The organism is Marinobacter halodurans (genome assembly GCF_004327985.1).
Taxonomy (GTDB): Bacteria; Pseudomonadota; Gammaproteobacteria; order Pseudomonadales; family Oleiphilaceae; genus Marinobacter_A; species Marinobacter_A halodurans.
Map to the genome: position 1 here is coordinate 52,952 of NZ_SJDL01000028.1, position 25,520 is coordinate 78,471.

Here is a 25,520-nt window from a genome sequence, read left to right on the forward strand (position 1 = left end):
GCTGCGTGGCGGCCAGTATCTGCGCTAAATAGGTGAACCAATGTCTAAAACGAATCGACAAAAAGCCCTAGTGAGCGGCGCGAAACGATACCAGGGCGGGGAGTGTTCCGCCTGTGGGCGCACAGAGCGTTATGTGTCTGGCCGCCATTGCTGCCGGTGCAAAGACGCCGAGCGCCGAGCAACGAAAATCCCGTACGCACCGCAAGCCGTGAAGCAGTGCAGCAGCTGCCACCAGGAAAAGCTCGCCCGAGACTTTCACCGGCAGCAATTCGGCGTTCACGGCGTAGCCGCTAGCTGTAAGGTGTGCAGGCGACGAGCGGCTAACCTGGCTTACCGTCGCAAAACGGGCCGGGGGTAACTGGCACATGGAAGCAATACTCCCCGAGTTAGAGCGAGGTAAGCAACGCAGCGCGGAGAAAGCACTGGTGTGTGAGGTTATCCTCTTGGCCATTGTCGATAGCCAAGGTAACGCTATGTCCCTACAGAGCGGCGCGAACAAGCAGGAGGCCGCTGAGCTGGCCCGCGCATGGCTTGAGCGCTCGCCCGTGTGTCGGCACTATTGCGCCCTTGTCGGGATAGACTACCGGGCAATGATAGAGCGCTTAGCCGTTACCTGGGCAGACAGTGTGTAGCCTTTCCGTTAGTATCGACGTTTTCACTAAGGAGCTTGTGCCTGTGGCTTTGACGTTTCACCCGCAACCAGGGACGATTTTAATGTGCGACTTTAGCTCGGGCTTTGAGGAGCCTGAAATGGTGAAAAGAAGGCCGGTCGTTGTGATTTCCCCAAAGATGAAAAGGTGTTCTGGCTTATGCACGGTCGTGGCCTTGAGCACAGTAAGGCCCGATCCCTTGGAAAACTGGCATTATCAGTTGCCCCCGGGCAGCTTGCCTCAGAAGGGGCAATTTCAGGCTAAAGATTCTTGGGTAAAAGGTGACATGGTTTATCGTGTCTCATTTCGACGGCTCGACCTCATACAGATAGGCAAGGAGCCCGGCACCGGCAAGCGTCAATACTTCAAGCAGAGGCTAGGCAGGGGACAGATGCAGAGTGTTTATGGTTGTCTGCTACACGGGCTGAACCTGGGTCATTTAGAGCCGCACCTGTGAGGAAGTTTACTTATTAGGTGTTGACGTGGGAGATTGTGTGTATAGAATTACTAGTGTTCCTGCGCTGCTTCGGCATCAGGCTTTTGAGACTACTAGATGATAGTAGCTAGCTGCGATACCGGCGATGACAAGCCAATCGTAGCTATGAATTGGGGCCCCTTTTGGGGCCTTTGTCATTTCTAGGGGCTGGAAATATACGATTCGGGCGAACGGTGACAGAATTGGTGACAGGGCCCCGAAATTTGCAGATCTGTCCTTTCTTAACCTCCCGTAACTACGGCTTTTTAAGTCGCCCACCCTATAAGCAGGTCCAGAACGTCGAATAGGGCGTAGCGACCGTCGCAGGTGTCGATCGTCGTCAATCTCCGTATAATGCGGCGCCAGTCATTATCCAGTCGGAGTTGTATGCCATGAGCCAGGCTGCGGAAAAAGGCACCCTTTACGTGATTTCGGCACCGTCCGGTGCCGGCAAGACCAGTCTGGTGGCTGAAATGCTGGCCCGGGACGAACGCCTGCGCGTGTCCGTCTCCCACACCACGCGCCCGATGCGTCCGGGGGAACAGGATGGGGTGAACTATCACTTTGTCCAGCGCGAGGATTTCGAGGCCATGATCGGCCGCAACGAATTTCTCGAGCACGCCAATGTTTTTGGCAATTACTACGGCACGTCCCAGGTCTGGGTCGAGGAGACCCTGGCGAAAGGTGAGGACGTCATCCTGGAGATCGACTGGCAGGGGGCCGTGCAGGTCCGCCGGCTGATGCCGGAGTGTGTCAGCATCTTTATTGTCCCGCCATCGCCGGAAACCCTGCGCCAGCGCCTGACCGGCCGCGGCCAGGATGCACCGGAGGTGATCGAGCGCCGCCTGCAGGAAGCGGCTGACGAGTGCAGCCACGCTTTGGAGTTCGACTACCTGGTGGTCAACGATGACTTCGAGGTGGCACTTGAGGAACTGCTGTCGATCGTCCGTACCCAGCGGCTGCGCGTCGAGGCTCAGGAACAGCGCCACGCGGACCTGCTGGCCGACCTGGTGGCCGGTGGTTCGGCGTATACAAATTGAGCATTTCCGTTTATACTGCGCGGTCTGCCTGAGGGCGGCTCCGGACGGCGCGACCCGTGATAACCGGGCCGGGGCAACTGTTATCCAATCACATTATTTTCGTTTTCGGGGAATTTATGGCACGAGTCACTGTTGAAGACTGTCTGGATCACGTCGATAACCGCTTTGAACTGGTTATGCTGGCAAGCAAACGGGCTCGTCAGATCGCCACCAAGGGCCATGAGCCGATGGTGCCGGAGGAAAACGACAAGCCGACGGTTCTCGCCCTGCGCGAAATCGCCGAAGGCAAGGTGGACAAAGCGCTCGTTGAACAGGACGACGAAGAGTAAGCCTAAGTCCACAGTCGCATTGAAATCTGCGCCACTGCTCTTATAGTAGGGTTTATAGGGCTGTTATCTGCTTACAGCCCGAGCAGGGCAACGGAAGACCCGGGTGTGCGTGCATTCGGGTTTTTTTGTCGGAGTTTCATGCGGAATTGGCCTGTCCATGAAGCGGGCATTCCCCTAACGTCTCTGGAGGCGCAGTGTCAGCAGGGGCTACGGCGCTGATATCCGTCGATACGCTCGCGGATCAGCTGAGTACCTACCTCGATACACCTCGCATCAATCAGGTGCGAAGGGCCTACTATTACGCCGAACAAGCCCACGAAGGGCAGATGCGCCGGTCGGGGGAGCCCTACATCACCCATCCGCTGGCGGTCGCCAACATCCTCGCGGACATGAAGCTCGATCACCAGAGCCTGATGGCCGCCATGCTGCACGACGTGATCGAGGATACCGGCATCCCCAAGGATGCGCTGTCCGAGCAGTTCGGCGAAGCCGTTGCCGATCTGGTGGATGGCGTCTCCAAGCTGACCCAGATTGAATTCCGTTCCCGCGCCGAAGCCCAGGCCGAGAATTTCCAGAAGATGACCCTCGCCATGGCCCGGGATATCCGGGTCATCCTGGTGAAGCTGGCCGACCGGCTGCACAACATGCGCACCCTGGGCCACATGTCGTTCGAGAAGCGCCGGCGTATCGCCACCGAGACGCTGGATATCTATGCGCCGATCGCCAACCGCTTGGGCATGCACAGCCTGTGTACGGAGTTGGAGGATCTGGGTTTCTCGTTCCTCTATCCGATGCGGTCGCGCTACATTTCCAAGGCGGTGGAAACCCTGCGCGGCAGTCACCGGGAAATCATCGACGAGATTCGCGGGCGACTGGAGGAAAAGCTGAACGAGCGCGGCCTGCCGGGCCGCATCATGGGGCGGGAGAAGCACCTGAACAGCATCTACAACAAGATGAAGTTCAAGCACAAATCCTTCCATGAAATCATGGATGTCTACGCCTTCCGCATCATCACCGACACCACCGACGACTGTTACCGCATCCTCGGCGCCGTTCACAGCCTCTACAAACCCCTCCCCGGACGCTTCAAGGACTACATTGCCATGCCCAAGGCTAATGGCTACCAGTCCCTGCACACCACCCTGTTCGGGATGCACGTGAACATCGAGATCCAGATCCGTACCGAGGAAATGGAGCACATCGCCAACAATGGGATCGCCGCCCACTGGCTCTACAAGAACGACAACTCCTCGGTGCTGGAAGTCAGCCAGCGCCGGGTGGATCGCTGGGTCAAGGGCCTGATGGAGATGCGCGAGCGCACCGACGACTCGCTGGAATTCATCGAGAACGTCAAGGTCGACCTGTTCCCGGACGAGATCTACGTGTTCACGCCCAAGGGGAAGATCCTCGAGCTGCCGGCCGGGGCCACGCCGATCGACTTTGCCTACGCGATCCACACCGACATCGGCAACGCCTGCGTGGCCTGTCGCATCAACCGCAACCTGGGGTCACTGAGCCAGCCCCTGCAAAGCGGCCAGACGGTGGAAGTGATCACCGCTCCGGGCGCGCGCCCCAATCCGGCGTGGCTCGGCTTTGTGGTCACCGGCAAGGCCCGCAGCAGCATCCGCCATTTCCTCAAGTACCAGAAGAAGGCGGAATCGCTGGAGTTGGGCAAGACCCTGCTGAGGAAATCCCTGGCGGGTTTTGGGTACAAGCTGGGGGATATCGGCGAGGAGCAGCGCCAGCGGGTCTGTGACCACAATCAGGTGGGCAGCTTCGACGACCTGCTCAGCGACATTGGCCTGGGCAACCGCATGGCCTACATCGTTGCCCGCCAACTGGTCTCCGACTCCGGCGAAGGGACGCCGGACAGCGGCCATGCCGGCGGGCAGGGTGTCGTCAGCCTGCAGCCCGGCGACCATGGCCGCGGCACGATCACCATCCGCGGCACCGAAGGCATGGTCATCCGCTTCGCCAGCTGCTGTAAACCGATTCCCGGCGACCCGGTCGTCGGCGTGATGGAATCCGGCACCGGCATGGTGATCCACAGCGATACCTGCCGCAAGTTGCCGGAGAGGGGCGCCGACGGGTCCCCGCTGACCCACCTGAAGTGGGCCAAGGACATTACCGACGAGTTCTCGGTGGAATTGCGTGTGGAGCTGGAGCGCCAGCGCGGTGTGATTGCCGAACTGGCCAGCGCGGTTTCCATGGCGGACGGCAACATCGAACGCATCAACGTGGAAGAGCAGAATGCGCGGTTGAGCGTCGTCAGCCTGGTGGTTCACGTCAATGGCCGTCGCCACCTGGCCCGGATCATGCGCCGGGTGCGCAACATCCGTGCGGTGACCCACATCGGTCGGGTACGCCACTGATCCTCGCCCGATCGCCCTGCTGCGAACGTCGAACATCGTACCGGTTGACAGAGACCGCGAATCCCGGTGAGGATCACTCCTTTTCCTTTGGCAAGCCCCGTTCGCCCGGGGTGATTGAGGCAAGAGAACGAGATGACCAACAAATCCGTAATTCAGACTGAAAACGCACCGGAAGCCATCGGCACCTATTCCCAGGCGGTCAAGGCGGGCGATACCGTCTACCTGTCCGGCCAGATTCCGCTGGACCCGGCCACCATGGACGTGGTCAGCGGCGACATCAGCGTCAGCATCCGTCGCGTGTTCGACAACCTGGCTGCGGTCTGTGAAGCGTCCGGTGGCAAGCTGCAGGACATCGTCAAGCTGAACATCTACCTGACGGATCTGGGGAATTTCGCCACCGTCAACGAAATCATGGCCACCTATTTCCAGGAGCCGTATCCGGCTCGCGCCGCCATCGGCGTGGCGGCACTGCCCAAGGGCGTGCCGGTGGAAATGGATGCCGTGATGGTGCTGAGCTGATCCGTTACAGCCGGCGGATCATTTCACCATAACCCGTCCTGTAATCGGGATAGCGGAACGTAAAGCCGCTGTCCCGAAGACGCCGGTTGCTCAGCCGCTTGCTGCCGCCCCGGCGCCCCTCCTGGGCCTGGCTTTCAGGCATCCTGCAGTCGGTCTGCGACCGTATCCAGTCCACGATCTCGTCGATACGCACGGGGTCGGAATCCGTTCCCAGATAGCACTCCTCCAGACGGTCGCCGGCCAGCGAACGGCGAACCAGATGAGCGGCCGCGGCGGCGGCATCGTCCTCGTGGATGCGATTGGTGTAGGGGCCGGGTGAGGGCGGGTTGAGTCGGCCGGTGAGCACCGATTGCAGGAACCGCTGGCGGGTTGGGCCGTAGATGCCGCTGTAGCGGATCACGGTGGCCGGCCAGGGCGCATCCAGGGCGGTCCGCTCGCCCTCCAGCACGCGACGGCCGTTGAAGCGTTCCGGCTCGGTGGGGCTGGTCTCATCCACCCAGCCGTCGTCATCCTGGTGGTAGACGCCGGAACTGGAGACGAACAGCAGGCGGTTCAGGGATTGCCCGTCCGCCGTCAGCGTGCGGATCAGATTGCGCAGGCCCGTCACGAACGCGGCCTCGTAACCGGCATCGTCGTAGCTGTTGGGGGTCAGGCAATAGATCACGGCGTCCAGTTCCGGCGGCAGCTGCCCTTCCAGAGACGCCGGGTCCAGCAGGTCCGCTTTGACCGGGAGGATGTCCCGGGTTAGCGTCTCGGTATGGCGCTTGAGGCCGAACACCACGGCGTCACTGGCCAGGTTAACGGCGATCCGGCTTCCCAGGGCGCCACAACCGGCAACAAGAATGCGTGGTTCACTGATTGCCATAGTCAATCTCAATCCTTATGCTGTAAGCCATTAAAGTGTCTCCCTGATTCGCCTGATCCAGAGCGTCCAGATTGCCCGGAGTAACGCCATGACCCTGACCGAATTGCGCTACATTGTCACCCTGGCCCGCGAGAAGCACTTTGGCCGGGCGGCGGAACGCTGCCATGTCAGCCAGCCTACCCTGAGTGTGGCCGTTAAGAAACTTGAGGATGAGCTGGGCATTCCGCTGTTCGAGCGCAGCAAGAGCAGCATCCGGGTCACGGAGACGGGCTCGCAGATCATCGAGCAGGCCCAGCGCGTGCTGGATCAGGTGGGCGTGATCCGGGACATCGCCCAGAACGGCAAGAACCAGCTCAACTCGCCGCTCAAGGTGGGCGCCATCTACACCATCGGCCCTTACCTGTTCCCCCACCTGTTGCCGGAGCTGCGCCGCGCCGCGCCGGACATGCCCCTGTTCATCGAAGAGGGCTACACCTCGGACCTGCGCAAGAAGCTGCGTCAGTCCGAACTCGACGCCATTATTATCGCGCTGCCGTTCGAAGAGCCGGAAGTGGTCACGCTTCCGCTCTATGACGAACCTTTCGTGGTCCTGCTGCCGGCGGATCACCCCCTGACGAAGGAAGAGGCGCTGTCGGCCGAGCAACTGGCCAAGGAGCAGCTCCTGCTGCTGGGGCCGGGCCACTGTTTCCGGGATCAGGTGCTGGAGTCCTGCCCGCCGCTGGAAGACGCCATGGCGGCGCGGGCTTCCGGAGCCGCGTCGCATCCGTCCCTGGTGACCGAAGGCAGCTCGCTGGAGACGATCCGTCACATGGTCGCCTCCGGGCTGGGCATCACCGTCCTGCCCATGTCGGCAGCCACGGCCATGGAGTACCGGGAGGATATCCTGACCGTGCGCCCGTTCAAGCCGCCGGTGCCGTTCCGTACCGTGGCCCTGGCCTGGCGCGTGACTTTCCCGCGGCCCAAGGCGATCGATGTCCTGTCACTGGCGGCAAGCCAGTGCCGGGTGATCGAGAAATCGGATCAGGCCCTGCCGGTCACTGCTGCCTCTGCCTGATCCCATGACGTCGCTGGAGGAGATCGGCGTCACCACCCTCAAGGGGGTAGGCGCTGCGCTGGCAGGGACGCTGGCGAAACTGGGCATCCACAACCTGCAGGATCTTCTGTTCCACCTGCCGCACCGGTATGAGGACCGCACCCGCGTGATCCCGATCGGCAGCCTGCATGTGGGGGACGTCGGGGTGGTGGAAGGCGAGGTGGTCAAGACGGACCTGGTCATGGGCCGACGACGCAGCATGCAGGTCACCATCCGCGACGATTCCGGTTTTATCGTCCTGCGTTTTTTCCACTTTAACGCGTCCCAGAAGAACCAACTGGGCGAGGGCGCGCGGGTGCGCTGCTTTGGCGAAGTGAGACCCGGACGCGCCGGTTTCGAATTCTACCATCCCGAATACCAGGTCAACCCGCCGCCCATGCCGGCCCCGGACCAGGCCACGCTCACCCCGGTCTACCCGCTCACCGACGGCATCCAGCAGCCCCGCCTGCGCAGCCTGTGCCAACAGGCCCTGAAATATCTCGACCGCTATCCGGTCCGGGAATGGCTGCCGGAATCGCTGCTGGCGGATTTCCAGTTGCCTGAACTTAACCAGGCCCTGCACCTGGTGCATGCGCCGCCGGCCGGTGCCCCCGTGCCCGCATTGGTGGAAGGGCGGCATCCGGCGCAGCAGCGTCTGGTGATGGAGGAACTGCTGGCCCACCAGATGAGCCTGTTACAGGTGCGACAGCAGATCCAGGCGCGTGAGGCCCTGGCGCTGTTGCCCCAGGGCGATCTGGACGACCGTTTCCGCGACCAGTTGCCGTTCAGGCTCACGCCCGCCCAGGAGCGGGTACTGGCGGACATCCGCCAGGATCTGAGCCAGCCTCTGCCCATGCTAAGGTTGGTACAGGGGGATGTCGGTTCCGGCAAGACCGTGGTGGCGGCATTGGCAGCGTTGCAGGCGATTGCGGCCGGGGCGCAGGTCGCATTGATGGCACCGACCGAGATTCTCGCCGAACAGCACTATCTCAATTTCAGGACCTGGCTCGAGCCGCTGGGCCTGGAGCCGGTCTGGCTCTCGGGCAAGGTGAAGGGCAAGGCGAGGCAGGCCGCGCTGGACCGTGTGGCCGGCGGCGAGGCGCGGATCGTGATCGGCACCCACGCCCTGTTCCAGGGTGATGTCCTGTTCGAGCGCCTGGCGCTGGTGATCGTGGACGAGCAGCACCGCTTCGGGGTCCACCAGCGTCTGGCCCTGCGCGAAAAGGGCGCTGAGGGCCGCCTGGCCCCGCACCAGCTCATCATGACGGCGACGCCGATTCCGCGTACGCTGGCCATGAGTGCCTATGCGGACCTGGATACGTCGCTGATCGATGAACTGCCGCCGGGACGCAAGCCCATCGAGACCATCGCCATCGCCGACTCGCGTCGTGACGAGGTGATCAGCCGCGTGGAAGAGGCCTGTCGGAGCGGGCGCCAGGCGTACTGGGTGTGTACCCTGATCGAGGAGTCCGAGGCGCTGCAGTGCCAGGCTGCGGAGGTGACGGCGGAAGATCTGCGGGCGCGGCTGCCGGGCCTCAAGGTCGGATTGGTCCACGGCCGGCTCAAGGCGGCCGAGAAAGCGGACATCATGCAGCAGTTCAAGGATGGCATCCTGGATCTGCTGGTCGCCACGACGGTCATCGAGGTGGGCGTGGACGTGCCCAATGCCTCGCTGATCATCATCGAGAATCCGGAGCGGCTGGGCCTGGCCCAGCTGCACCAGTTGCGGGGGCGTGTGGGGCGTGGCCATGAGGCCAGTTTCTGCGTCCTGATGTATCATCCGCCGCTGTCCCGTAACGGCAAGGCCCGGCTCCAGGTCCTGAGGGACAGCCAGGATGGTTTCGTGATTGCCGAGAAAGATCTGGAAATTCGCGGGCCGGGCGAGGTTTTGGGTACCCGTCAGACTGGTATGATGCAGTTCCGTCTGGCGGATTTTGAACGCGACAAGGGTTGGATACCGGTTATCCGGGAAGCCGCACCGGCGCTGATGGACGATTCACGGCGCGTGGAGGCGCTGATCCGTCGCTGGCTGGGGGAGCGTATTCGCTACGGCGACGTCTAGAGGGGCGTAGTCCCTGCAAGACAGGCGTGGCTGGGGGTGTCCGGTGGCTGAGACCCTATGTCGTCAACGACCAGGAAAACGCATTATCAGGGGGTGAGCATGGAACTGCCCATCGCAGTTCGGGATGCCCTGCAGGCTGCATCGCGCAATCAGGGTACGCCACTTTTCGAGATCGTGGAGGTGGCAGATGCGGCCAACACGTTGCGCATGGTGCCGCTCGAGGACTATGACGGCAAGCTGCAGGTGATCTGCCGGCGAGGCGATATGCTGGACGTCAATCGTCTCAACAAACTGCTGGGCCGCGATTTGCGGGTCATCAGCCGCCGCGAGCTGCGGCGTATCCGGGAGCGCCTGGATGTCCAGTTGATCCCGGCGCTGCCGTCGCTGACCGGTTGGCCCACCCTGGTGGACGAGGCGGTCGAGCATCTGGATTCCGTCGCCCTGGCCTATGCGCCCGGTGGCCCCCAGGTCGAGATCCCGATAGAGGCCTTCCGCCAGCTGACGGCCGATGCGCGGCGGTTGCCGGTCACGACGTCGATCGATGCCATCCACGTCAACCTGTCCGAGCCCCAGCGGGATCGCGAACAGCTGCATTCCGCGCTGGAACGCTTCACCAACCTGCGTATCCGCCAGCGTCTGGAGGACACTCTGGAACTTCCCCCGCTGCCGGAAACCGCCCAGCGCATTATCCACCTGCGGGTCAATCCCAACGCGGTCATGAGTGACCTGGTGGATATCGTCGAGAGCGATCCGAGCCTGGCGGCCCAGGTTGTCAGTTGGGCCTCATCATCGTTCTACGCCGCAGCCGGGCAGGTGCGCTCTGTCCACGATGCGGTTTCACGGGTATTGGGTTTCGAGCTGGTGATGAACCTGGCCATGGGGCTGTCGCTGGGGCGCACGCTGAAGCCACCGGAGGATGAGCCGGACGGCTACATCGGCTATTGGCAGCAGGCCATCTGGCAGGCCCAGGCGGCCGGTGTACTGTCGGCCATGATGCGCCGTGGCGAACGGCCCTCGTTTGGGCTCGCCTACCTGGGCGGATTGCTCCACAACTTCGGCTACCTGTTGCTCAATCAGGTGTTCCCGCCCCATTTCCGCTTGGTCTGCCGTACGCTGGAGGCGAATGCCTGCCTGGATTCGTCGGTGATCGAACACCATATCCTAGGCATCACCCGTGAACAGATCGGCGCCCAACTGATGGAAAACTGGGGCATGCCGGATGAAGTGGTTGTTGCCTTGAGAAACCAGAAAAACCCGGACTTCGACGGTGAGCATGCCGTGTATGCGCAGCTACTGTACCTCGGGCGTTTGCTGTTGATCGAACGCGGTATCGATCTCGGTCCGCCGGCACCGCTGGAGCCTGCCCTGTATGAGCGTCTGGGCCTGGATCCGGACCGGGTGGCCGGGCAGTTCGACGAGCTGGTCGCCAACCGGGACAGCATCATGGCTATGGCAGGGATGATGCAGCAGTCCTGATGGTCGTCCCGGAGGACGTCACTGGAGGCTGTGGTTTCTGCCGCAGTCTTCCCCAATCGCACCTACCAATTCCGTTCCTGTGGTCTACATTAAGAATAAAGGGAACCTGTTTTCAGTCGGGATGCAACGGAGTGTGAAATGCATGGCTTGCGTGGAGGTGTCCAATGGAACGGCTCATCTTCAACTCCGGCGGTATATATCACCTATACCAGCTTGAATCCCATTTCCGGCATCGTGGTGGACGCCACTATCACCTGGCCGATTCCAGCGAATGCCTTGAACTGCTTCGGGTCACATCCCATTCACCGGACCGCGTCATCCGACGTCATTTCCGGGCGTTTCTCAAGCAACTGGATCCGACCCTGATTGAGGCCCTGAGACAGGAAGGGGTGGATCTGGAGCAGGAAGTGGCGACCCAGGGCGACCGTCCCGACTGGAGCCGCCTGTCCTGACCCGGCGAAACGAATGCGTTGACCGGTGCCGCCGCACCGGCCGGGAATGCTCAGGTAGATCTGCATAAGCGGGTGATTGCCGGCCTCCGGGCCGGCTTTTTTATGCGGGATAGGTTGCTGGCCTGAGTCGGGTGAACATGGCGGGATTGTATCGGGCACCTGCGGCGCCTCAGAAGCTAAAGCATCTGCTACACGTTCGAGTGAGTCTTTAATGTAGCCGACGCTTCAGAGGGTGTTGTAAAAGCTACTGCGCTCAGCCATACGGCGTTGAAAATCGCCTCGTGCGCGAGTCCGATCAAGATGCTCATTTACAACCCGTAAACTGCGCTCTTTCGTTGATTTTCGCCTTGTTTGGCTATCGCTCGCGACGCTTTTGCAACACCCTCTTCAGCTTCGGAGCAGGCCCAACGGGCTGCCTGTTTCTTCCGTGGGTCTCGGGAACCAATGTCTTAAAACTGATGATACCGAATCGCCGTCGCCGCCCGGCGGATGGCATCGGCATGGGTCTTTTCCAGCTCGAAACGCTGCTCGTCCAGCTTGCGGATGAAGTGCGAGGCCGTGTCCTGGCGCGCCTGATGCGTGGGCATGTGTTCCAGCGCGTCGTGCATTTCCTGGAAGATGCGGTAGGGTGACTGCTCCAGCAATTCCGGCGCCAGGTGATCCAGCAGGCCCTTGATGCGCAGGCAGGCTTCGGAATACTCCACCTGGTCCTGCTCCACCGACATGGCCAGGACCCGGACACTCTCGATCATCTGGTCACGACGTTGCTTCTGGAAGGCCTCGGTACGGGCATTGCGCTGGCTCTGCTGCCGCAACAGCCGGGTCCTTTGCCAGATGAACCGGGCCAGTAAGGCGATGACGGCTAACCCGGCAACGATCAGAACCCATTGTATCCATTGCGGCATGCAGTGCCTCCTTGAGTGTGTGTTCAGGCCCGCTGCCGGTCCTGCTCCGACTGACGGGCCCGGATCTGGACGGTTTGCCCATTCAATATGGACGTACCGCTGACCGGATCGATCTGGTCGTCGCGGATCACGTCGTTGATGCTGGCTCCGGCATGGGCATTGGCCACCCGCTGGGACGTTCCCGCGCGGCCATGGCCCCAGCCATGGGGAATCGAGACGACGCCCGGCATGACATCTTCCGTAATCTCGGCCGGGATCACAATCGATCCGGCGACCGAAGTCACTTCCGCCTCATGGCCGTCGACAATGCCCAGCCGGTCTGCATCGGACGGATGGATCATCATGGTGCAGCGGGATTTACCTTTCACCAGCCGCTGACTGTTGTGCATCCACGAGTTGTTGCTGCGCACGTGCCGCCGGCCGATCAACTGCATGCCCCCTTCAGGGGAGGACATCAGCATCCGATAGAGCCGGGGCAGGTCGTCCAGGTAACGCCTGGGCGCCAGGTTGACCTTGCCATCGCGGGTATGGAGCCGGTCGGGCAGGGACGGTTGCAGCGGTCCCAGGTCGATACCGTGGGGCTGCTCGCGCAAGGCGGCCAGCGACAGGCCCTTGGGGAGATCCTGCCAGCGGCGGTCCAGCGGACTCAAGCGGGTCAGGTGGCGTAAGGGATGGCGCTGGGGCAGGATCGCCTCGATCAGGTCAGTGGCTGGCTGCAGGAGTGGCTGAAGCCGCCCCACCGGCTGGCCATAGGGGCCGGTGCGCAGGGCCACATCCAGCAGTGCATCCGGGCCCAGCCGCTTGAAGGCCTGCCAGCCGAGTTCCTGCCGCAGCCCCAGCCGGCCACCTTTCTTCAGCCGCTCCAGGCGGTGGGCGAGCTCCAGCAGGATTTGCCAGTCGTGGCGGGCGTTGGCCGAGGGTTGGAACAGCGGCTCGCTGAACTTCGCCACATTGCGCACGGCCATCATATTGAAGATCAGGTCGTAGTGGCTGCGCTCCAGGGCGTGGGTAGGCGGCAGGATGATGTCGGCGTGGCGGGTGGTTTCGTTCAGGTAGTAATCCACCGACACCATGAAATCGAGCTGCTCCAGGGCCTGCTCCATGCGGGTGCCGTTGGGGCTGGACAGGACGGGGTTGCCGGCGATGGTGACGAACGCCCGGATCTGGCCGTCGCCTGGAGTAAGGATTTCGTCGGCCATGGCACTGGCGGGGTATTCGCCGCCGAACTCGGGGAGTCCCTTGACCCGGCTGTGCCGGCGACCAATATGCCCGCGCTGGCCGGATAGGGCGCCCAGCGCCACCAGATCGACCGCGGGCTGTGTAAACATCAGGCCCCCGGTGGCATCCAGCTTGCCGGTCAGGATATTCAGCAGGTAGATCAGCCAGGTGGCGATGCCGCCAAATGACTGCGTGCTGGTGCCGATCCGGCCATAGAGGACCGCCCGCTGCGTGGTGGCCAGCCGGCGGGCGAGAATGCGGATCTGGGTGGGATCGACGCCGGTATGACCGGCCACGGCTTCGGGCGCGTAGGGCAGGCAGGCGAGTCGCACCAGGTCCAGATCGCGGCTCCAGTGTTCGGCGGCACCGAGGTTGACCAGGTCTTCATCGAACAGCGTGTGCAGCATCCCCATCAGTAACAGGGCATCGCTACCGGGCCGCACAAAGTGGAATTCATCGGCTTCGCGGGCAGTCTCGGTGCGCCGCGGATCAATCACCACCAGTTGGCCGCCTCGCGCCTTGAGGGCTTTCAGGCGGCCCCGGAAGTCCGGCACGCTCATCAGGCTGCCGTTGGAGGCCATGGGGTTGGCGCCGATGCAGATCATCAGTTCGCTGTGGTCGATATCCGGTATCGGGAACAGGACCTGGTGGCCAAACATTTCCAGGTTCGCCAGCATATGGGGCAGCTGGTCGTTGGAGGTCGCGGAAAAGCGGTTCTGGGTGCCCAGGGCCCGCAGGAAGGGCAGCCCGGCAATCATGGCGCCGTGGTTGTGGACGTTGGGGTTGCCCTGATAGGTGCCCACGGCGTTGCGGCCGTACTCGCGGCGGATCTGGTATAGACGTTCGGCAACGAAATCGAAGGCCGCGTCCCACTCCATTTCCTCCCAGCCGTCGGCCGTGCGGCGCAGCGGCCTGGTCAGGCGATCCGGATCGTTGTGCAAATCCTGCAGCGCGACCGCCTTGGGGCAGATGTGGCCGTGGCTGAACGGATCGTCCGCATCGCCCTTGACCGAGGCAATCTGCCCGTCCTTCACTTCGATGGCGACGCCGCACATGGCCTCGCAGAGGTGGCACGTGCGGTAGTGGATGCCGTTATCCATGCTGATCTCTCCCGGTTTGTTATTGTCGCTGTGGTCGTCATTCTGGTTTTTTTAGGCAACCAGATTAGCAGGAATGTGGGTGGAGTTGAAAAGGCCGGCCATTGGTCATCCGTTGGGCGGTTTTGACCCAGTAGAGATGGGCGGCAAACGATAGGTTGCTGAGGACATATCTGAATTCATACCTTGGGGCTGAAACCCATGGACTCCATCGCTTCCGCCGCCCTAGAAGGCCATCCCTGGCCCGCTAGGGCGGTCAAGGACGTCCGTGACCTTTTCTCCAGCGATGGTGTCCATGGGTTTCGATCAGACCGCGTGTCATATCCGCAGGCGTGATGGATAGGTCTACGGCTTACTCGAGCATGTAGCAGACGCTTTAGCTTCTGAGGCGCCGAAGGCGCCCCGCGGACTTCCCGTGACCATAAAAAAGGCCAGCCCGAAGGCTGGCCTTTTGGTTCGAGGCTGGTATCAGCCGTCTTCTGGAATCTCCTTGATGGGATTGGAGATGAAGTTCAGGTAAACGCCATTTTCGGGGATTTTCAGCGGAATGACGACGGCCCCCTCACTGGCCGAGCTCGTATCAGGGTTACATTCGTTAAAGTTTGGAGGGAAGCTGAAAATTCCCCCAAGACAGTTTAGGAAATCAACTGCACCATCGAGTGCCGCGTTTTCGATTTCGACGACTACTCTTAGCTTTGGCTCATTTGTATTTCTCTGTTCGATCTGCATGCGACCGTCGTTAAAAAACGTAATGTCACCTTCCAAATCGAGCGGGACGTTGTAGCTGAAAAGGTTGTGTTCGAGAACTGAGCTTAAAGGCAAGCTCAAGTCTGGTGCATCCAGTAAAAGCTCGGCGGAAGTTTTGAACTTTGGACCTTTCTCGGTCTGGTAAATCACTCCAGGTATTAAATCGGTGCGATTCCCATCTCCATCGAGATCAGCATATCGCATGCGGAGCATTTGAGGGCCGGTCGATTGTGGTTGGTCAGGAGGTAAAACGACATCTGCAAGAGCGTTCCCATCCAGATAAACATCAATAGAGCTAGCGACCAACATCGTTGGGTATAGGAGTACACGCACTCCTTTCGACGGATCGTCTTTATCTACTGGGCCAATGACTTCCGTGTTAAGCGCCCCTGTTTGATATATGAACTTCTTATCTGGGCATTCCGGCCCAGTTGTTTCGCAGCCGACTCGACTGTCACCTTCCTCGGTTAAAATGAAGGGATTCCCATCTGCTTTGAGTTTTGCTGCATTAGAAGATGGCTTGTATCCGCCATCAGCTGCGGCTTCTGTTGGGAAGTCCGCTGGTTCGTTGGAATCGATATCAAAATCTGCGTTTACGTCTCGAGCTGGAAGGTTGCGAAGTGGCGTATAGACCGATTGAATTGACGGGCTGCCGCGGAAATATATAACCAAGGGCTCGCCACCTATATCAGCGTTGCCACTATCATCAAGTGCGCCTTCGAGAATGTCGGTCTGAAGTGCAGCACCATTTACCGAACAAATGACATTTGCACAGTCGCCATCTTCAGCCGAAACGAGCGTATAACGGTACGCCTGCCCATCAGCCCAGGGCTGATCCGGGTAAAACCGAATGCGCTGATTATTCTTTTCTAGGCGACCGGAAACTTCGCCGGTGGCGTTGCCAGATTCGTCGACTGATTCAACTTTGAAAGTGTCTCCAAGCCGGATTGAATCAAGATCCATCGATTGAGAGAAAACAACAACGATCGGTCGGTCAGCTGGAAGCTCGGTGACTGGCAATACATCACCCTCTGCTGTCCCAGAGTCTATAAAGGGCTTATCTTTGCACTGACCATGTGTATTTGCGTTTAGATCAACCCCGGTCGTGACACAAGGGAAACCTGGATATGTTGTGACCGCCAAAGGTGAAGCAGATGGCGTTGATGCATCCGGCAACGCAAAACTCAACGTCCGAGTCGTCGCCCCATTCCCCGACACATCCGTCAGCGAGCCGTTGATATTGAGTGTGTAATCCACGCCATGCTCCAACCCGCCAGCCGGATTCACCGCAATCGTGGTGCCATCCAGTTTGGTCCGCACGTCGCTGACTTCCGTGCCGTCTGCATAAAGCGTCACACCAGCAGCCACCGTATCCGGATCCAGCGGTTCGTCGAAGTTCAACACGACCGGATCCCCCGGGCGTTGCATGGCCTGGCGGGTATCGGGGATCGCATCCTCCGGTCCCGGCATCCAGCTCACCAGTTCCGGCCCGGTTTCGTCGATCGGGCGATCCGGCGCCGTGGTTTGCTCGGAGGTATCGGCCTCGATGTGGAACGCGATGGTGGAGTCGGTGTATTCCTGGCCCAGCAGGTTGGGCTCGACCATGCCGATGGCGTCGATGGTCAGGATGCCGTCCTTGACGATGGCGATGCCGGTCAGCTCGACCCGCAACAGGTCCTGGGACAGTGACGCGTTGGGCTGGGCCTCCTCGGTGTTCATGGATACGTCCATCCACAGGCGGACGTGGCGCGGTGCTTCGTCGTCATCGCTGTAGGGATTGGGATAGAGGTAACCCATGGCATCCGACAGCATGGTGACCTTGATGGTGCCGGTCTCCTGGGGCTGGCCGGTTTCGGCGTTGAGGATGGGGACGCTGCCGTTGATTTTTACGTTCAGGCTGGTGCTTTGCAGGATCGTGCCCTTGGGTACGCGCAGCGGCACCGGCGTGTCGCCCGGGAAGCTGGGAGCGTAGCCCAGTTCGGCATAGAGGGCGCCGGTCTGTTGAGACGGGCCGGCGGTGCCCTGGAGCACGGAGTTCAGCGTCACCGCGTTGACGTACTGGCCATCGAGGATGGACTGTTCGCTGAAGTTGGAGTCGACGATCTTCTGGTACAGGATTTCGGTCGGGCCGGTTTCCTGTGGCGTGAAGGTTTTCTCGTAGGTCAGCGAGTTGCCCTTCATGTCCATCAGACCGTTGATGCTGAGCGTGTAGGTCTCGTCAGGATCCAGCTGGTCGTCGGCGCTGCCGCATTGGTGGGGATCGTCCACGGTGCAGGGATCGACGGTCAGCTTGTTGTCGGAGACCAGCAGGGTGGCCGGCACCAGCTCGCCGTTGCCATCCAGCAGGGAGACCGTCGTGCCGTAGACGGCGGACTCGGGATGGATCGGATGGCTGGTGCGCAGGCGAATGGTGGAGAAGTCCATGAACTTGAAGGTGTCGCCATCCGGCAGGGTGTCGACCACCTTGAAGTCGGCTGACAGGTTGGCCAGTTGGGCTACCCCGCTCAGCCCGCCGCGCGTGGTGAACTGGACGCCCGCAGCGCCGGTGGCGTTGGGCGTGGGAACGGAACGGTTGCCCGCTGCATTCAGGTTTTCCGCAAAGCTGATGGTGTATTCGGTCCCGGGGGCCAGTTCGCTGTCAGGCGCAAGGACCAGGCTGTTGCCGCCATCGACCTTCCTGACGCTGAAAGGCACGCTGGAACTGCCGCCATCCGCGGTGATCCGGATCTTGCTGGCCACATCCTCGTCGGTAATGGCGTTCGAGAAACGCAGCACTACATCGGCCTTGGTGGAGATGCTGGCCTGTCCGTCCGCCGGATAGGCGTAAATCACCGAGCCGGGTGTCTGGGGCTGGGACACGGTCTGTTCTTCACCCCCGCAGGCTGCCAGCAGCAGTGCGGGGGCCAGTGCCAATATCTTGTTGTATTTCATGGCCTGTACCTCTTGCTCAGAATTTCAGCGTGACGGAACCGCTGATCACATCGACTTCACCGTCGGTGGTGACCACTTCGCCGTCACGGGTGCCGGGCTTGGTGCTGTCGATGGTGAAATCGCGGTCCTGCAGCATCTGGCGCTGATAGGCGAGATCGAAACGAACCGGGTAGGTCAGGATGCGGGTTCGGGTGTACTCCGCGCTCAAACCGATGCCGGCGATGTACTTGTCGTTATCGAAGTAGTTCACGTCCTGGGTGCTGTCGCTCTTGAGAGCGGATTCCTGGTAGGCCAGACCCAAGGTCAGGCCGAAGTGCTCGGCGAACTTGAACTCGGCGCCGACCCGGGGAATCAGGATGTCCTTGAACCGGGCGTTGGCCTGGTCCTTGATCGTGTCGTTGGCGAACTCCTCCTCCAGGTCCGACCAGTTCTGCTGTTCCAGCGTGACGCCAACCCGCCAGGAATCCGTGCCGTACTGGATGCCGGCGGCGTAGATGGACGGTTGGTAGGAGTCGTAGGTCAGGACCGAGAACACCAGCGGCGCGCTCTCGGGAATCAGGCCCGGGATCACGGTGTTGGCGCTGACTTCCGTGTTGGTGTTGGAGCTGCTGCGATAGGCAAAGGCGGTTTCCCAGCCGTCCAGCCAGCACTCGCTGTCCGGGCAGAAGGTGTCGCCCAGGTCGATGCTGGTACTGAGGATCGAGCGGATGGACGGCTTGGCATTGACGGTCAGGGACTCGTACTGCGTATTGCCCGCCAGGTCGGTCGTGGTCTTGAGACTGGCGCTGGAATGCAGCGTGATCCGCGCCGAGGCGCCGATATCAATGCCACGCCAGAGCGTCGTTGCGCCGCCGAGCAGCAGGAACAGCGGCTGACGGCCGTATTCCAGGAACTGGCCGGTCTGGGAGGTGTTGGACTGGAACGCCAGCATCTCCTTGCCGTATTTCTCGACCCCCGCCATAAAGCCCAGGTAGATGGGGTGATCGAAACGGGTCAGGGAGGTCAGGTTGGTCTTCATGCCGATCAGGACGTGCTGGCTTTCCTGGTCGGAAACGACATCGCCGTCACGATAGGGGGAAGCTGCACGCAGCTCAGGCTGGGCGTGCATCAGACCGGAGGTCAGTTCGCCCCGGGGATCCTTGGCGAGATAGGCCGGATTGTAATAGGTGGCCGAGACCTGACTGTTGAACATGGACAGCGCCTGGGCAGAGGCGACATCCGTCGGGAGGATGCCATAGGTGGTGCCAATGTTGCCCATGCTGGCGGATGCGGTGGAGGCGAAGCCTGCCAGGGTCAGGGTGATTGCCGAGGTGAGCAGTCGGGACGGCTTGGGGGCCAGGTTTGTCATGTGGATACTCCATTATTCGTTTTCTTGTTGTGCCCGGATTACGGGGTGCGTTCCTTCAGCGATGCATCCTCTCGGGCATTCTTAATGGGACATTTGTGCACTTATTTGTTTTTTTGTGATCTTAGGCCTTAATTGGCCAAGCGTGTTTGGCCTGAGTGACAGTGCGTTCAGTCCTTCTAGTCATATGAGGCCGCGGTGCCGGCAAGCACCTTGCCGGTTATTTCAGCGTATCGCTGCTGTGCCAGGGATAAGGCAATAAAAATCAGACATTTGACGGGTTATTTCAACGCCTTTCGTTCTGTCGTTTCCGGAGACGCGTTGAATTGTTGCCAGGAGTTCATTTTGTTTTTTGTGTGAACTTCGTCACAAAATGTGGCGGTCTTCATCAGGCTTGAGTGTTCACCAATTAGCCACGCTGATTTGACTTGAATGTGGGGGACGGGTGCATAATAGACCGGTCGTCTACAATTGTTGCTGACGAGCCACAGCAACAGCGTCCCGCAACCGGTTCGTTGCGTCTCAGTGCCAGTTTCCGACAGGAGCCCAAACATGATCGACCTTTATTACTGGACCACCCCGAACGGCCACAAGATCAGCATCTTCCTGGAGGAGACCGGCCTCGAGTACCGCATTATCCCGATTCACATTGGTCGGGGGGATCAGTTCGGTGACGCCTTCCTGAAAATCTCGCCCAACAATAAGATCCCGGCGATTGTGGACCACCATCCCGTGGATGGTGGTGCGCCGCTCTCCCTGTTCGAGTCCGGTGCCATTCTGGAGTACCTGGCGGAAAAGACCGGTCGGTTCCTGTCCACGGACCTGCGCCGGCGATGGGACACACTGCAGTGGCTGTATTGGCAGATGGGCGGCTTCGGTCCGATGCTGGGCCAGAACCATCACTTCAAGCAATATGCGCCGGAGAAGATCGACTACGCCATTGACCGTTACGTGAAAGAGAGCGAGCGGCTCTATGGGGTGCTGGACGACCTGTTGGCCGACCGCGAGTTCATGGCCGGCGAGTATTCCATTGCGGACATGGCGACCTACCCCTGGGCCAGGGGCTGGGAGAAGCAGGGGCAGGACATAGACAGCCTGCCCAACGTGAAGCGCTGGCTGGCGGCCATCGGCGAGCGCCCGGCCGTACAGCGGGCCTATGCCCTGGCCGATGAGATCAGCCAGGAAGCCGTGGTGAATGAGGACAGCAAGTCCGTCCTGTTTGGCCAAGGCCGCCGCAGGAAAGCGTAGCGCCGTGCCTGTCCCTACTCGATGGACGCGTAGGGCAGGCCCACATAGTTCTCCGCAATCACGCGCAGGCCGGCCTCGGATTCGAGGTGATAATCCAGTTCGGCTTGGCGCAGCCGGTACTCGAACTCGTCCTGGCCTTCGAAGCGGTGCAGCATCGACGTCATCCACCAGGAGAAGCGCTCCGACTTCCAGACCCGGCTCAGGCAGGCCCGGGAGTAATTGGGAATCAGGTCGGTGCGGCCGTCCTGGTAGACCTTCGCCAGCAATCGGTACAGGCTGTTGACGTCGCTGGCGGCCAGGTTCAACCCCTTGGCGCCGGTGGGGGGCACGATATGCGCCGCATCGCCCACCAGGAACAGGCGACCAAACTGCATGGGTTCGGTGACGAAGCTGCGCAGGGGCGCGATGCTCTTCTCCAGGGACGGGCCGGTGACCAGGTGGGCGGCGGCATCATCCGGGATGCGGCGTTTCAGCTCCTCCCAGAAACGCTCGTCCGACCAGTCTTCCACCTTTTCCGTCAGCGGCACCTGCACGTAGTAGCGGCTGCGGGTGGCTGAGCGCTGGCTGCACAGGGCGAATCCCCGTTCGTGATGGGCGTAGATCAGCTCGTTTGAGACCGGCGGCGTATCGGCCAGCAGGCCCAGCCAGCCGAACGGGTAGACCTTCTCGAACGTGCGGATGCGGTTGGCGGGGATGCTCTGGCGGGACACGCCGTGGTAGCCATCGCAGCCGGCCACGTAGTCGCAATCCAGACGGACCGTCTCGCCGTTCTTCTCGAAGGTGACGTGGGGCCGGTTGGATTCCAGATGGTGAAGCCGGACGTTGTCGGCTTCATAGATCGTCTGCCCGCCGGAGGCTTCGCGTGCTTCCATCAGGTCCCGGGTGACTTCCGTCTGACCGTAGACCATCACCGACTTGCCACCGGTGAGTCCCTTCAGGTCGACACGGATCCGGCGACTGTTGACGGCCAGTTCGAAGCCGTCGTGGGGCAGGCCTTCGGCATCCATCCGCTCGCTGACACCGGCTTCGCGCAGCAGGTCCACCATGCCCTGTTCGAGTACCCCGGCACGGATGCGGCTGAGCACATAGTCGCCGCTGCGACGTTCCAGGATCACGTTGTCGATGCCCTGGCGTTGCAGGAGCTGGCCCAGGAGCAGGCCGGACGGGCCGGCGCCAATGATGGCAACGGTTGTTTTCATGGCGGTACCTCGGTGGTTCTTGTATCGTTGTTATTTGTAGTTTTCCGGGAAACGAAGCTGGATATAAGGCAAAATCTGAACAAATAATTGGACTTTTCCGGGATTAGCTGGGAGAGGTCGTCCGGAGGCGGGATGGTGGAAAAGGTGGATAGAACGGGAGCCGGGATAGACCGGATTCCGGTGTTCAAACTCTATGGTGAAACCCGGCAATGGCCGACGCCGGATCTGCTGCATTGTGAGTCCATCGCCGCCCGCAGCCGGCTTCATGACTGGCACATCCGCACCCATCGCCACGCCGATCTGGTGCATGTGCTGTACATCCAGGCGGGGCAGGTGGCCCTAGAGCTGGAGGGCCTGGAGCATCGCCTCGAGGGGCCGTTGCTCATCGTGATTCCGGCCATGACGATCCACGGCTTTCGCTTCAGCGAGGATATTGACGGGCACATCATCACCCTGGCCCGACCGCTGGCGGAGCACCTGGCCAACTGGCCGGGCGCCGCGGCGCCCGTGCTGATCCGTCCGGGGTATTACCCGCTGCCGGCGGGAAGGCAGGCCCGACGCATCCAACGGCTGGTGGAGGAAATTGCCGAGGAATATCACGACCCGGGCATCGGGCGGGATATGGCGCTGCATGGGCTGATCCAGGCGCTGGTGTCCCAACTGATGCGGCGCCGCCATATCGATGACACGGCCCGTGCCGAAAGCCACCCGCGTCGGGGCGCGGCCCGCCCGGACCGATCCGGTGAGCACGTGCGACAGTTCCAGTCATTGATCGAGCAGCATTTCCTCGACCAGCCGACCATCGACTGGTTTGCCGCTGCCCTGGGCATCACGGCGGCGCACCTTAACGCCTTGTGCCGGCGTGAAACCGGGGCCAGCGCCCTGCAGTTGCTGCACGAACGGGTGCTGCTGGAAGCCAAACGCAACCTGACCTACACCAACCTCACCATCAGCCAGGTCTCCGATATGCTGGGGTTTTCCGAGCCGGCTTACTTTACGCGCTTCTTCAAGCGACTGACCGGACTCACGCCCAAGGCTTTCCGGCTTCGGCACAGTGGTTCGCAGGAGGGGAGACCGACTGACCTGGAAAACCCGGAACCTGGAGAGGCGGGCAGATAGGCAGGGTGTCCGGTTCTATCGGTCGTTGGGAAGACAGTCCTAAGCGCCGGACAGGCCGGGGGGCGGGCGATCCGGCGCACGCGGATCCTAGAAGGTCAGTTCCAGTCCCGCATACAGCGTCCGTCCCGAAGCCGGCTCATAATAGCGCCCGTTGCTGGCATTGATGCGCACGTTGGCGAAGTAGTCTTCATCCAGCAGGTTGCGGATGCCCGCGTAGGCCTTGAGCAGGGTGTCGCGGCTGACGTACCAGCCACCGCCGCCGTGCAGGCTCAGCAGCCAGTAGTCGTCCACATCGACTGTGTTGGCGTCGTCGGCCTTCATATTGCCCACGTACCGGGTCTCAAGGGTGGCGAAGCGTTCGCCGCGGCCCTGCCATTTCAGCTGGTTGTTCCAGGTCTGTTCCGGCAGGCCGGGAATGCGGTTGCCGTCGTAGTTGTTGCCGGCCGATTCATAATCATCAAAGCGATAGCGGGCGAGTGTCAGCGCGGATTCCAGGCGCCAGGCCAGAGCGAAGCGCCAGCCGACGGCCATCTCGATACCTTGGCGGGTGGTGTCCCCGGCGTTGCGGTAAAAGGTGCGATCGTTCTCACCGGGCAGCTCATACGGAATCAGCTCGTCCCGCACGTCGACCCAGAACAGGGTCAGGTCGTAGTCGACGTTGTAGCCGAAATCGCCGCGCAGGCCCAGTTCGTGGTTGACGGATTTCTGGGGCTCGATGTCGGGATTGAAGCCGCCAACGCCGCTGGGATTGGCGAACTCCGAAAACGTGGGCGTCTCGAACGCTGTGCTGATGTTGGCGTAGGCCTGGTGATCCGGGCGATAGCGCCAACTGAGGCCTGCCGAGCCGCTCCACTGGTTGAAGGTCTTGTCGCCGCTCTGGTCACCGTCGTCCAGGAAATCATCGTCGACGTCCAGGTCGACCCGGTCGAAACGACCTCCCAGTGAGAACGTGACCGTGTCGGTCAGGTCCAGGTCGCCCTGGGCGAACAGCCCGAGTGCGGTTGCGGTCTGTGTCTCATCGGCACTGACGCCCTCGACCTCGCCGGAGAAGGCAACGTTGCGGCGGCCGCGGTCGTCTTCCTGGCGCCGGGCTTCGACGCCCGCAACGTAGCGGAACGGCAGGGCGCCGAGGGACAACGCCTGATGGTATTCGGTGCTGGCGCCATAGTAGTCACGGTTGTAATCGATGAGGCTGTCGCCGGGGTAGGGTAGCTGCTGCTCAAAATCCCGGTGCAGGTAAAAGGTCTTGGCGTAGAACTCACCGGGTCCGGCGGAAAGATCTTCATACTGCAGCCCGACCACTTGCTGATCGACGGTCTGGCCGGTGTCGTATTCCTCCGTGAAACGGCCTGCCTGCCGGCGGTCTTCCTCGACCTGCTCGGCGGTCAGGGCGCCCGGATCGTCGGAGCGTGGGTTGTCCAGCAGGTTCAGGACCACCGTCAGCGCCCGGTCACTTCCCAGATCCCGCCGCAGCTTCCCGTTGAGCAGGTACTTCTCCACATGGCTGTGGTCCCGGTAGCCGTCGAAATCCAGCGCCGAGACACTGATGTTGTGGGACCAGGGACCGTCCTGCCCGGTATGCCCGGCCGCAAACTTGCCGTAGCCGTGGCTGCCACCTTCCAGGCGCAGGGTGGTGTGGTCTTCCTGGTAGCGGCCGTCCGGTGTGGTCACGCTGAGGACCCCACCGGCGGCGTTGCCGTAGAGGACTGATGCCGGCCCGCGGATCACTTCAATGCGTTCGGCGCTGTCCAGGTCGATGGCATCCAGTTGGGCCTGGCCGTCCGGCAGGGTATAGGGGATGCCATCCACCAGCACGGTGACGCCGCGAACGCCGAACGGCGCCCGGGCCCCGAAGCCGCGGATCGAGACGCGCTCGCCCTGGGCGAAGTTTTCCCGGTTCTGCAGGAATACACCGGGTACCTGACCGAGCGACTCATCCAGCTTCAGGCGCTGTTGGCCGTCCTGAATGTCCGACCGGTCCACGACCGACATGGCGGCGGGCGTGTCATAGAGCAAGCGCTCCAGGCGGCCGGAGGTAACGGTTATGGTGTTGAGTTCGGCCGCTTGGCCAAGGGTCAGGGTGGGGCCGGCGCACAGGGTGATCAACAGTGGTGTTCGGAGTCGGCTGGCAGGCATGGCTATCGCTCCTGCTGGGTGAATATCCACTTCGGTAGGAGGCTAATTTTCTGCCTCTGGCCGAAACCGGTCAATTCGGGTAATAGCCTATTTCCAGTGACCAAGGAGTCGATCAGCAAATGAACCAGACGGGACACTAGTGTCCCTTAACAAAAGTTCGTCGAATTTTTATGGTTAAAGTTTATAATTGCAGAAAACATCGAGGGAGCTACTGCAATGGGACGACCGGTCACCCCTTTGATTATTACAGACGAAGAACGCGA

Annotated in this window: 18 protein-coding genes; 11 read left to right on the forward strand and 7 right to left on the reverse strand. The window is 61.3% G+C overall.

The features are described 5' to 3' along the window. Positions 1 to 675: 675 nt before the first annotated feature. The 5 genes from EZI54_RS25465 to EZI54_RS16435 all read left to right on the forward strand — a co-directional run bounded on the left by EZI54_RS25465 (position 676) and on the right by EZI54_RS16435 (position 5,385). On the forward strand, positions 676 to 1,107 hold the full coding sequence (locus EZI54_RS25465) for a type II toxin-antitoxin system PemK/MazF family toxin (protein WP_131482969.1): 432 nt from the start codon (positions 676 to 678) through the stop codon (positions 1,105 to 1,107). 410 nt (positions 1,108 to 1,517) lie between these two features. Next, the gene (gene gmk, locus EZI54_RS16420; protein WP_131482970.1) at positions 1,518 to 2,165 is read left to right on the forward strand and encodes a guanylate kinase; all 648 of its coding nucleotides are present in this window, start codon (positions 1,518 to 1,520) and stop codon (positions 2,163 to 2,165) included. Between the two features lie 116 nt (positions 2,166 to 2,281). Then, the gene (gene rpoZ, locus EZI54_RS16425; protein ID WP_123636709.1) at positions 2,282 to 2,494 is read left to right on the forward strand and encodes a DNA-directed RNA polymerase subunit omega; all 213 of its coding nucleotides are present in this window, start codon (positions 2,282 to 2,284) and stop codon (positions 2,492 to 2,494) included. Positions 2,495 to 2,688: 194 nt separating this feature from the next. Beyond that, positions 2,689 to 4,866, forward strand: coding sequence for a RelA/SpoT family protein (locus EZI54_RS16430; protein ID WP_131482971.1), 2,178 nt, complete (start codon positions 2,689 to 2,691; stop codon positions 4,864 to 4,866). A gap of 132 nt (positions 4,867 to 4,998) precedes the next feature. Further along, on the forward strand, positions 4,999 to 5,385 hold the full coding sequence (locus tag EZI54_RS16435; RefSeq protein WP_131482972.1) for a RidA family protein: 387 nt from the start codon (positions 4,999 to 5,001) through the stop codon (positions 5,383 to 5,385). 4 nt (positions 5,386 to 5,389) lie between these two features. Here EZI54_RS16435 and EZI54_RS16440 read toward each other — a convergent pair whose 3' ends face one another. Next, positions 5,390 to 6,250 carry an NAD-dependent epimerase/dehydratase family protein gene (locus EZI54_RS16440; RefSeq protein ID WP_131482973.1) on the reverse strand — a complete coding sequence of 287 codons (861 nt, stop codon included), beginning with the start codon at positions 6,248 to 6,250 and terminating at the stop codon, positions 5,390 to 5,392. Positions 6,251 to 6,338: 88 nt separating this feature from the next. Here EZI54_RS16440 and EZI54_RS16445 point away from each other — a divergent pair, with 88 nt between their 5' ends. The 4 genes from EZI54_RS16445 to EZI54_RS16460 all read left to right on the forward strand — a co-directional run bounded on the left by EZI54_RS16445 (position 6,339) and on the right by EZI54_RS16460 (position 11,312). Then, the gene (locus EZI54_RS16445; protein WP_131482974.1) at positions 6,339 to 7,304 is read left to right on the forward strand and encodes a hydrogen peroxide-inducible genes activator; all 966 of its coding nucleotides are present in this window, start codon (positions 6,339 to 6,341) and stop codon (positions 7,302 to 7,304) included. A gap of 4 nt (positions 7,305 to 7,308) precedes the next feature. Beyond that, positions 7,309 to 9,384: an ATP-dependent DNA helicase RecG gene (recG, locus tag EZI54_RS16450; protein ID WP_131482975.1), complete on the forward strand. Its 2,076-nt coding sequence runs from the start codon at positions 7,309 to 7,311 to the stop codon at positions 9,382 to 9,384. Positions 9,385 to 9,483: 99 nt separating this feature from the next. Beyond that, the gene (locus EZI54_RS16455) at positions 9,484 to 10,860 is read left to right on the forward strand and encodes an aminoacyl-tRNA deacylase and HDOD domain-containing protein (RefSeq protein WP_131482976.1); all 1,377 of its coding nucleotides are present in this window, start codon (positions 9,484 to 9,486) and stop codon (positions 10,858 to 10,860) included. Positions 10,861 to 11,024: 164 nt separating this feature from the next. Continuing rightward, entirely contained in the window at positions 11,025 to 11,312 is a 288-nt protein-coding gene (locus EZI54_RS16460) for a hypothetical protein (protein ID WP_131482977.1), read from the forward strand. A gap of 449 nt (positions 11,313 to 11,761) precedes the next feature. On the opposite strand, the gene EZI54_RS16465 is transcribed toward EZI54_RS16460, so the two are convergent. The 4 genes from EZI54_RS16465 to EZI54_RS16480 form a co-directional block, all read right to left on the reverse strand. Further along, positions 11,762 to 12,217, reverse strand: coding sequence for a DUF2489 domain-containing protein (locus EZI54_RS16465; RefSeq protein WP_131482978.1), 456 nt, complete (start codon positions 12,215 to 12,217; stop codon positions 11,762 to 11,764). A 23-nt stretch (positions 12,218 to 12,240) separates the two neighbouring features. Then, complete coding sequence (locus tag EZI54_RS16470) at positions 12,241 to 14,535, reverse strand: molybdopterin-dependent oxidoreductase (RefSeq protein ID WP_131482979.1); 2,295 nt, start codon at positions 14,533 to 14,535, stop codon at positions 12,241 to 12,243. A gap of 465 nt (positions 14,536 to 15,000) precedes the next feature. Next, positions 15,001 to 18,210, reverse strand: a complete 3,210-nt coding sequence (locus tag EZI54_RS16475; RefSeq protein WP_131482980.1) for an Ig-like domain-containing domain — start codon at positions 18,208 to 18,210, stop codon at positions 15,001 to 15,003. 16 nt (positions 18,211 to 18,226) lie between these two features. Continuing rightward, the gene (locus tag EZI54_RS16480) at positions 18,227 to 19,558 is read right to left on the reverse strand and encodes an aromatic hydrocarbon degradation protein (RefSeq protein ID WP_131482981.1); all 1,332 of its coding nucleotides are present in this window, start codon (positions 19,556 to 19,558) and stop codon (positions 18,227 to 18,229) included. 549 nt (positions 19,559 to 20,107) lie between these two features. Between EZI54_RS16480 and EZI54_RS16485 the strand changes: the two genes are divergently transcribed. Then, positions 20,108 to 20,803, forward strand: coding sequence for a glutathione S-transferase N-terminal domain-containing protein (locus EZI54_RS16485; RefSeq protein ID WP_131482982.1), 696 nt, complete (start codon positions 20,108 to 20,110; stop codon positions 20,801 to 20,803). 14 nt (positions 20,804 to 20,817) lie between these two features. On the opposite strand, the gene pobA is transcribed toward EZI54_RS16485, so the two are convergent. Continuing rightward, positions 20,818 to 22,002 carry a 4-hydroxybenzoate 3-monooxygenase gene (gene pobA, locus EZI54_RS16490; RefSeq protein ID WP_131482983.1) on the reverse strand — a complete coding sequence of 395 codons (1,185 nt, stop codon included), beginning with the start codon at positions 22,000 to 22,002 and terminating at the stop codon, positions 20,818 to 20,820. 144 nt (positions 22,003 to 22,146) lie between these two features. Here pobA and EZI54_RS16495 point away from each other — a divergent pair, with 144 nt between their 5' ends. Beyond that, on the forward strand, positions 22,147 to 23,121 hold the full coding sequence (locus EZI54_RS16495; RefSeq protein ID WP_207389242.1) for a helix-turn-helix domain-containing protein: 975 nt from the start codon (positions 22,147 to 22,149) through the stop codon (positions 23,119 to 23,121). An 87-nt stretch (positions 23,122 to 23,208) separates the two neighbouring features. On the opposite strand, the gene EZI54_RS16500 is transcribed toward EZI54_RS16495, so the two are convergent. Further along, complete coding sequence (locus EZI54_RS16500; RefSeq protein ID WP_131482985.1) at positions 23,209 to 25,257, reverse strand: TonB-dependent receptor family protein; 2,049 nt, start codon at positions 25,255 to 25,257, stop codon at positions 23,209 to 23,211. Between the last annotated feature and the right edge of the window lie 263 nt (positions 25,258 to 25,520).

What these genes read in the sequence shown, in the direction of transcription:
- gmk (WP_131482970.1), top strand. Translation starts at nt 1,518, where the DNA reads ATGAGCCAGGCTGCGGAAAAAGGCACCCTTTACGTGATTTCGGCACCG.
- rpoZ (WP_123636709.1), top strand. Translation starts at nt 2,282, where the DNA reads ATGGCACGAGTCACTGTTGAAGACTGTCTGGATCACGTCGATAACCGC.
- EZI54_RS16435 (WP_131482972.1), top strand. Translation starts at nt 4,999, where the DNA reads ATGACCAACAAATCCGTAATTCAGACTGAAAACGCACCGGAAGCCATC.
- EZI54_RS16440 (WP_131482973.1), bottom strand. Translation starts at nt 6,250, where the DNA reads ATGGCAATCAGTGAACCACGCATTCTTGTTGCCGGTTGTGGCGCCCTG.
- EZI54_RS16445 (WP_131482974.1), top strand. Translation starts at nt 6,339, where the DNA reads ATGACCCTGACCGAATTGCGCTACATTGTCACCCTGGCCCGCGAGAAG.
- recG (WP_131482975.1), top strand. Translation starts at nt 7,309, where the DNA reads ATGACGTCGCTGGAGGAGATCGGCGTCACCACCCTCAAGGGGGTAGGC.
- EZI54_RS16455 (WP_131482976.1), top strand. Translation starts at nt 9,484, where the DNA reads ATGGAACTGCCCATCGCAGTTCGGGATGCCCTGCAGGCTGCATCGCGC.
- EZI54_RS16460 (WP_131482977.1), top strand. Translation starts at nt 11,025, where the DNA reads ATGGAACGGCTCATCTTCAACTCCGGCGGTATATATCACCTATACCAG.
- EZI54_RS16465 (WP_131482978.1), bottom strand. Translation starts at nt 12,217, where the DNA reads ATGCCGCAATGGATACAATGGGTTCTGATCGTTGCCGGGTTAGCCGTC.
- EZI54_RS16470 (WP_131482979.1), bottom strand. Translation starts at nt 14,535, where the DNA reads ATGGATAACGGCATCCACTACCGCACGTGCCACCTCTGCGAGGCCATG.
- EZI54_RS16475 (WP_131482980.1), bottom strand. Translation starts at nt 18,210, where the DNA reads ATGAAATACAACAAGATATTGGCACTGGCCCCCGCACTGCTGCTGGCA.
- EZI54_RS16480 (WP_131482981.1), bottom strand. Translation starts at nt 19,558, where the DNA reads ATGACAAACCTGGCCCCCAAGCCGTCCCGACTGCTCACCTCGGCAATC.
- EZI54_RS16485 (WP_131482982.1), top strand. Translation starts at nt 20,108, where the DNA reads ATGATCGACCTTTATTACTGGACCACCCCGAACGGCCACAAGATCAGC.
- pobA (WP_131482983.1), bottom strand. Translation starts at nt 22,002, where the DNA reads ATGAAAACAACCGTTGCCATCATTGGCGCCGGCCCGTCCGGCCTGCTC.
- EZI54_RS16500 (WP_131482985.1), bottom strand. Translation starts at nt 25,257, where the DNA reads ATGCCTGCCAGCCGACTCCGAACACCACTGTTGATCACCCTGTGCGCC.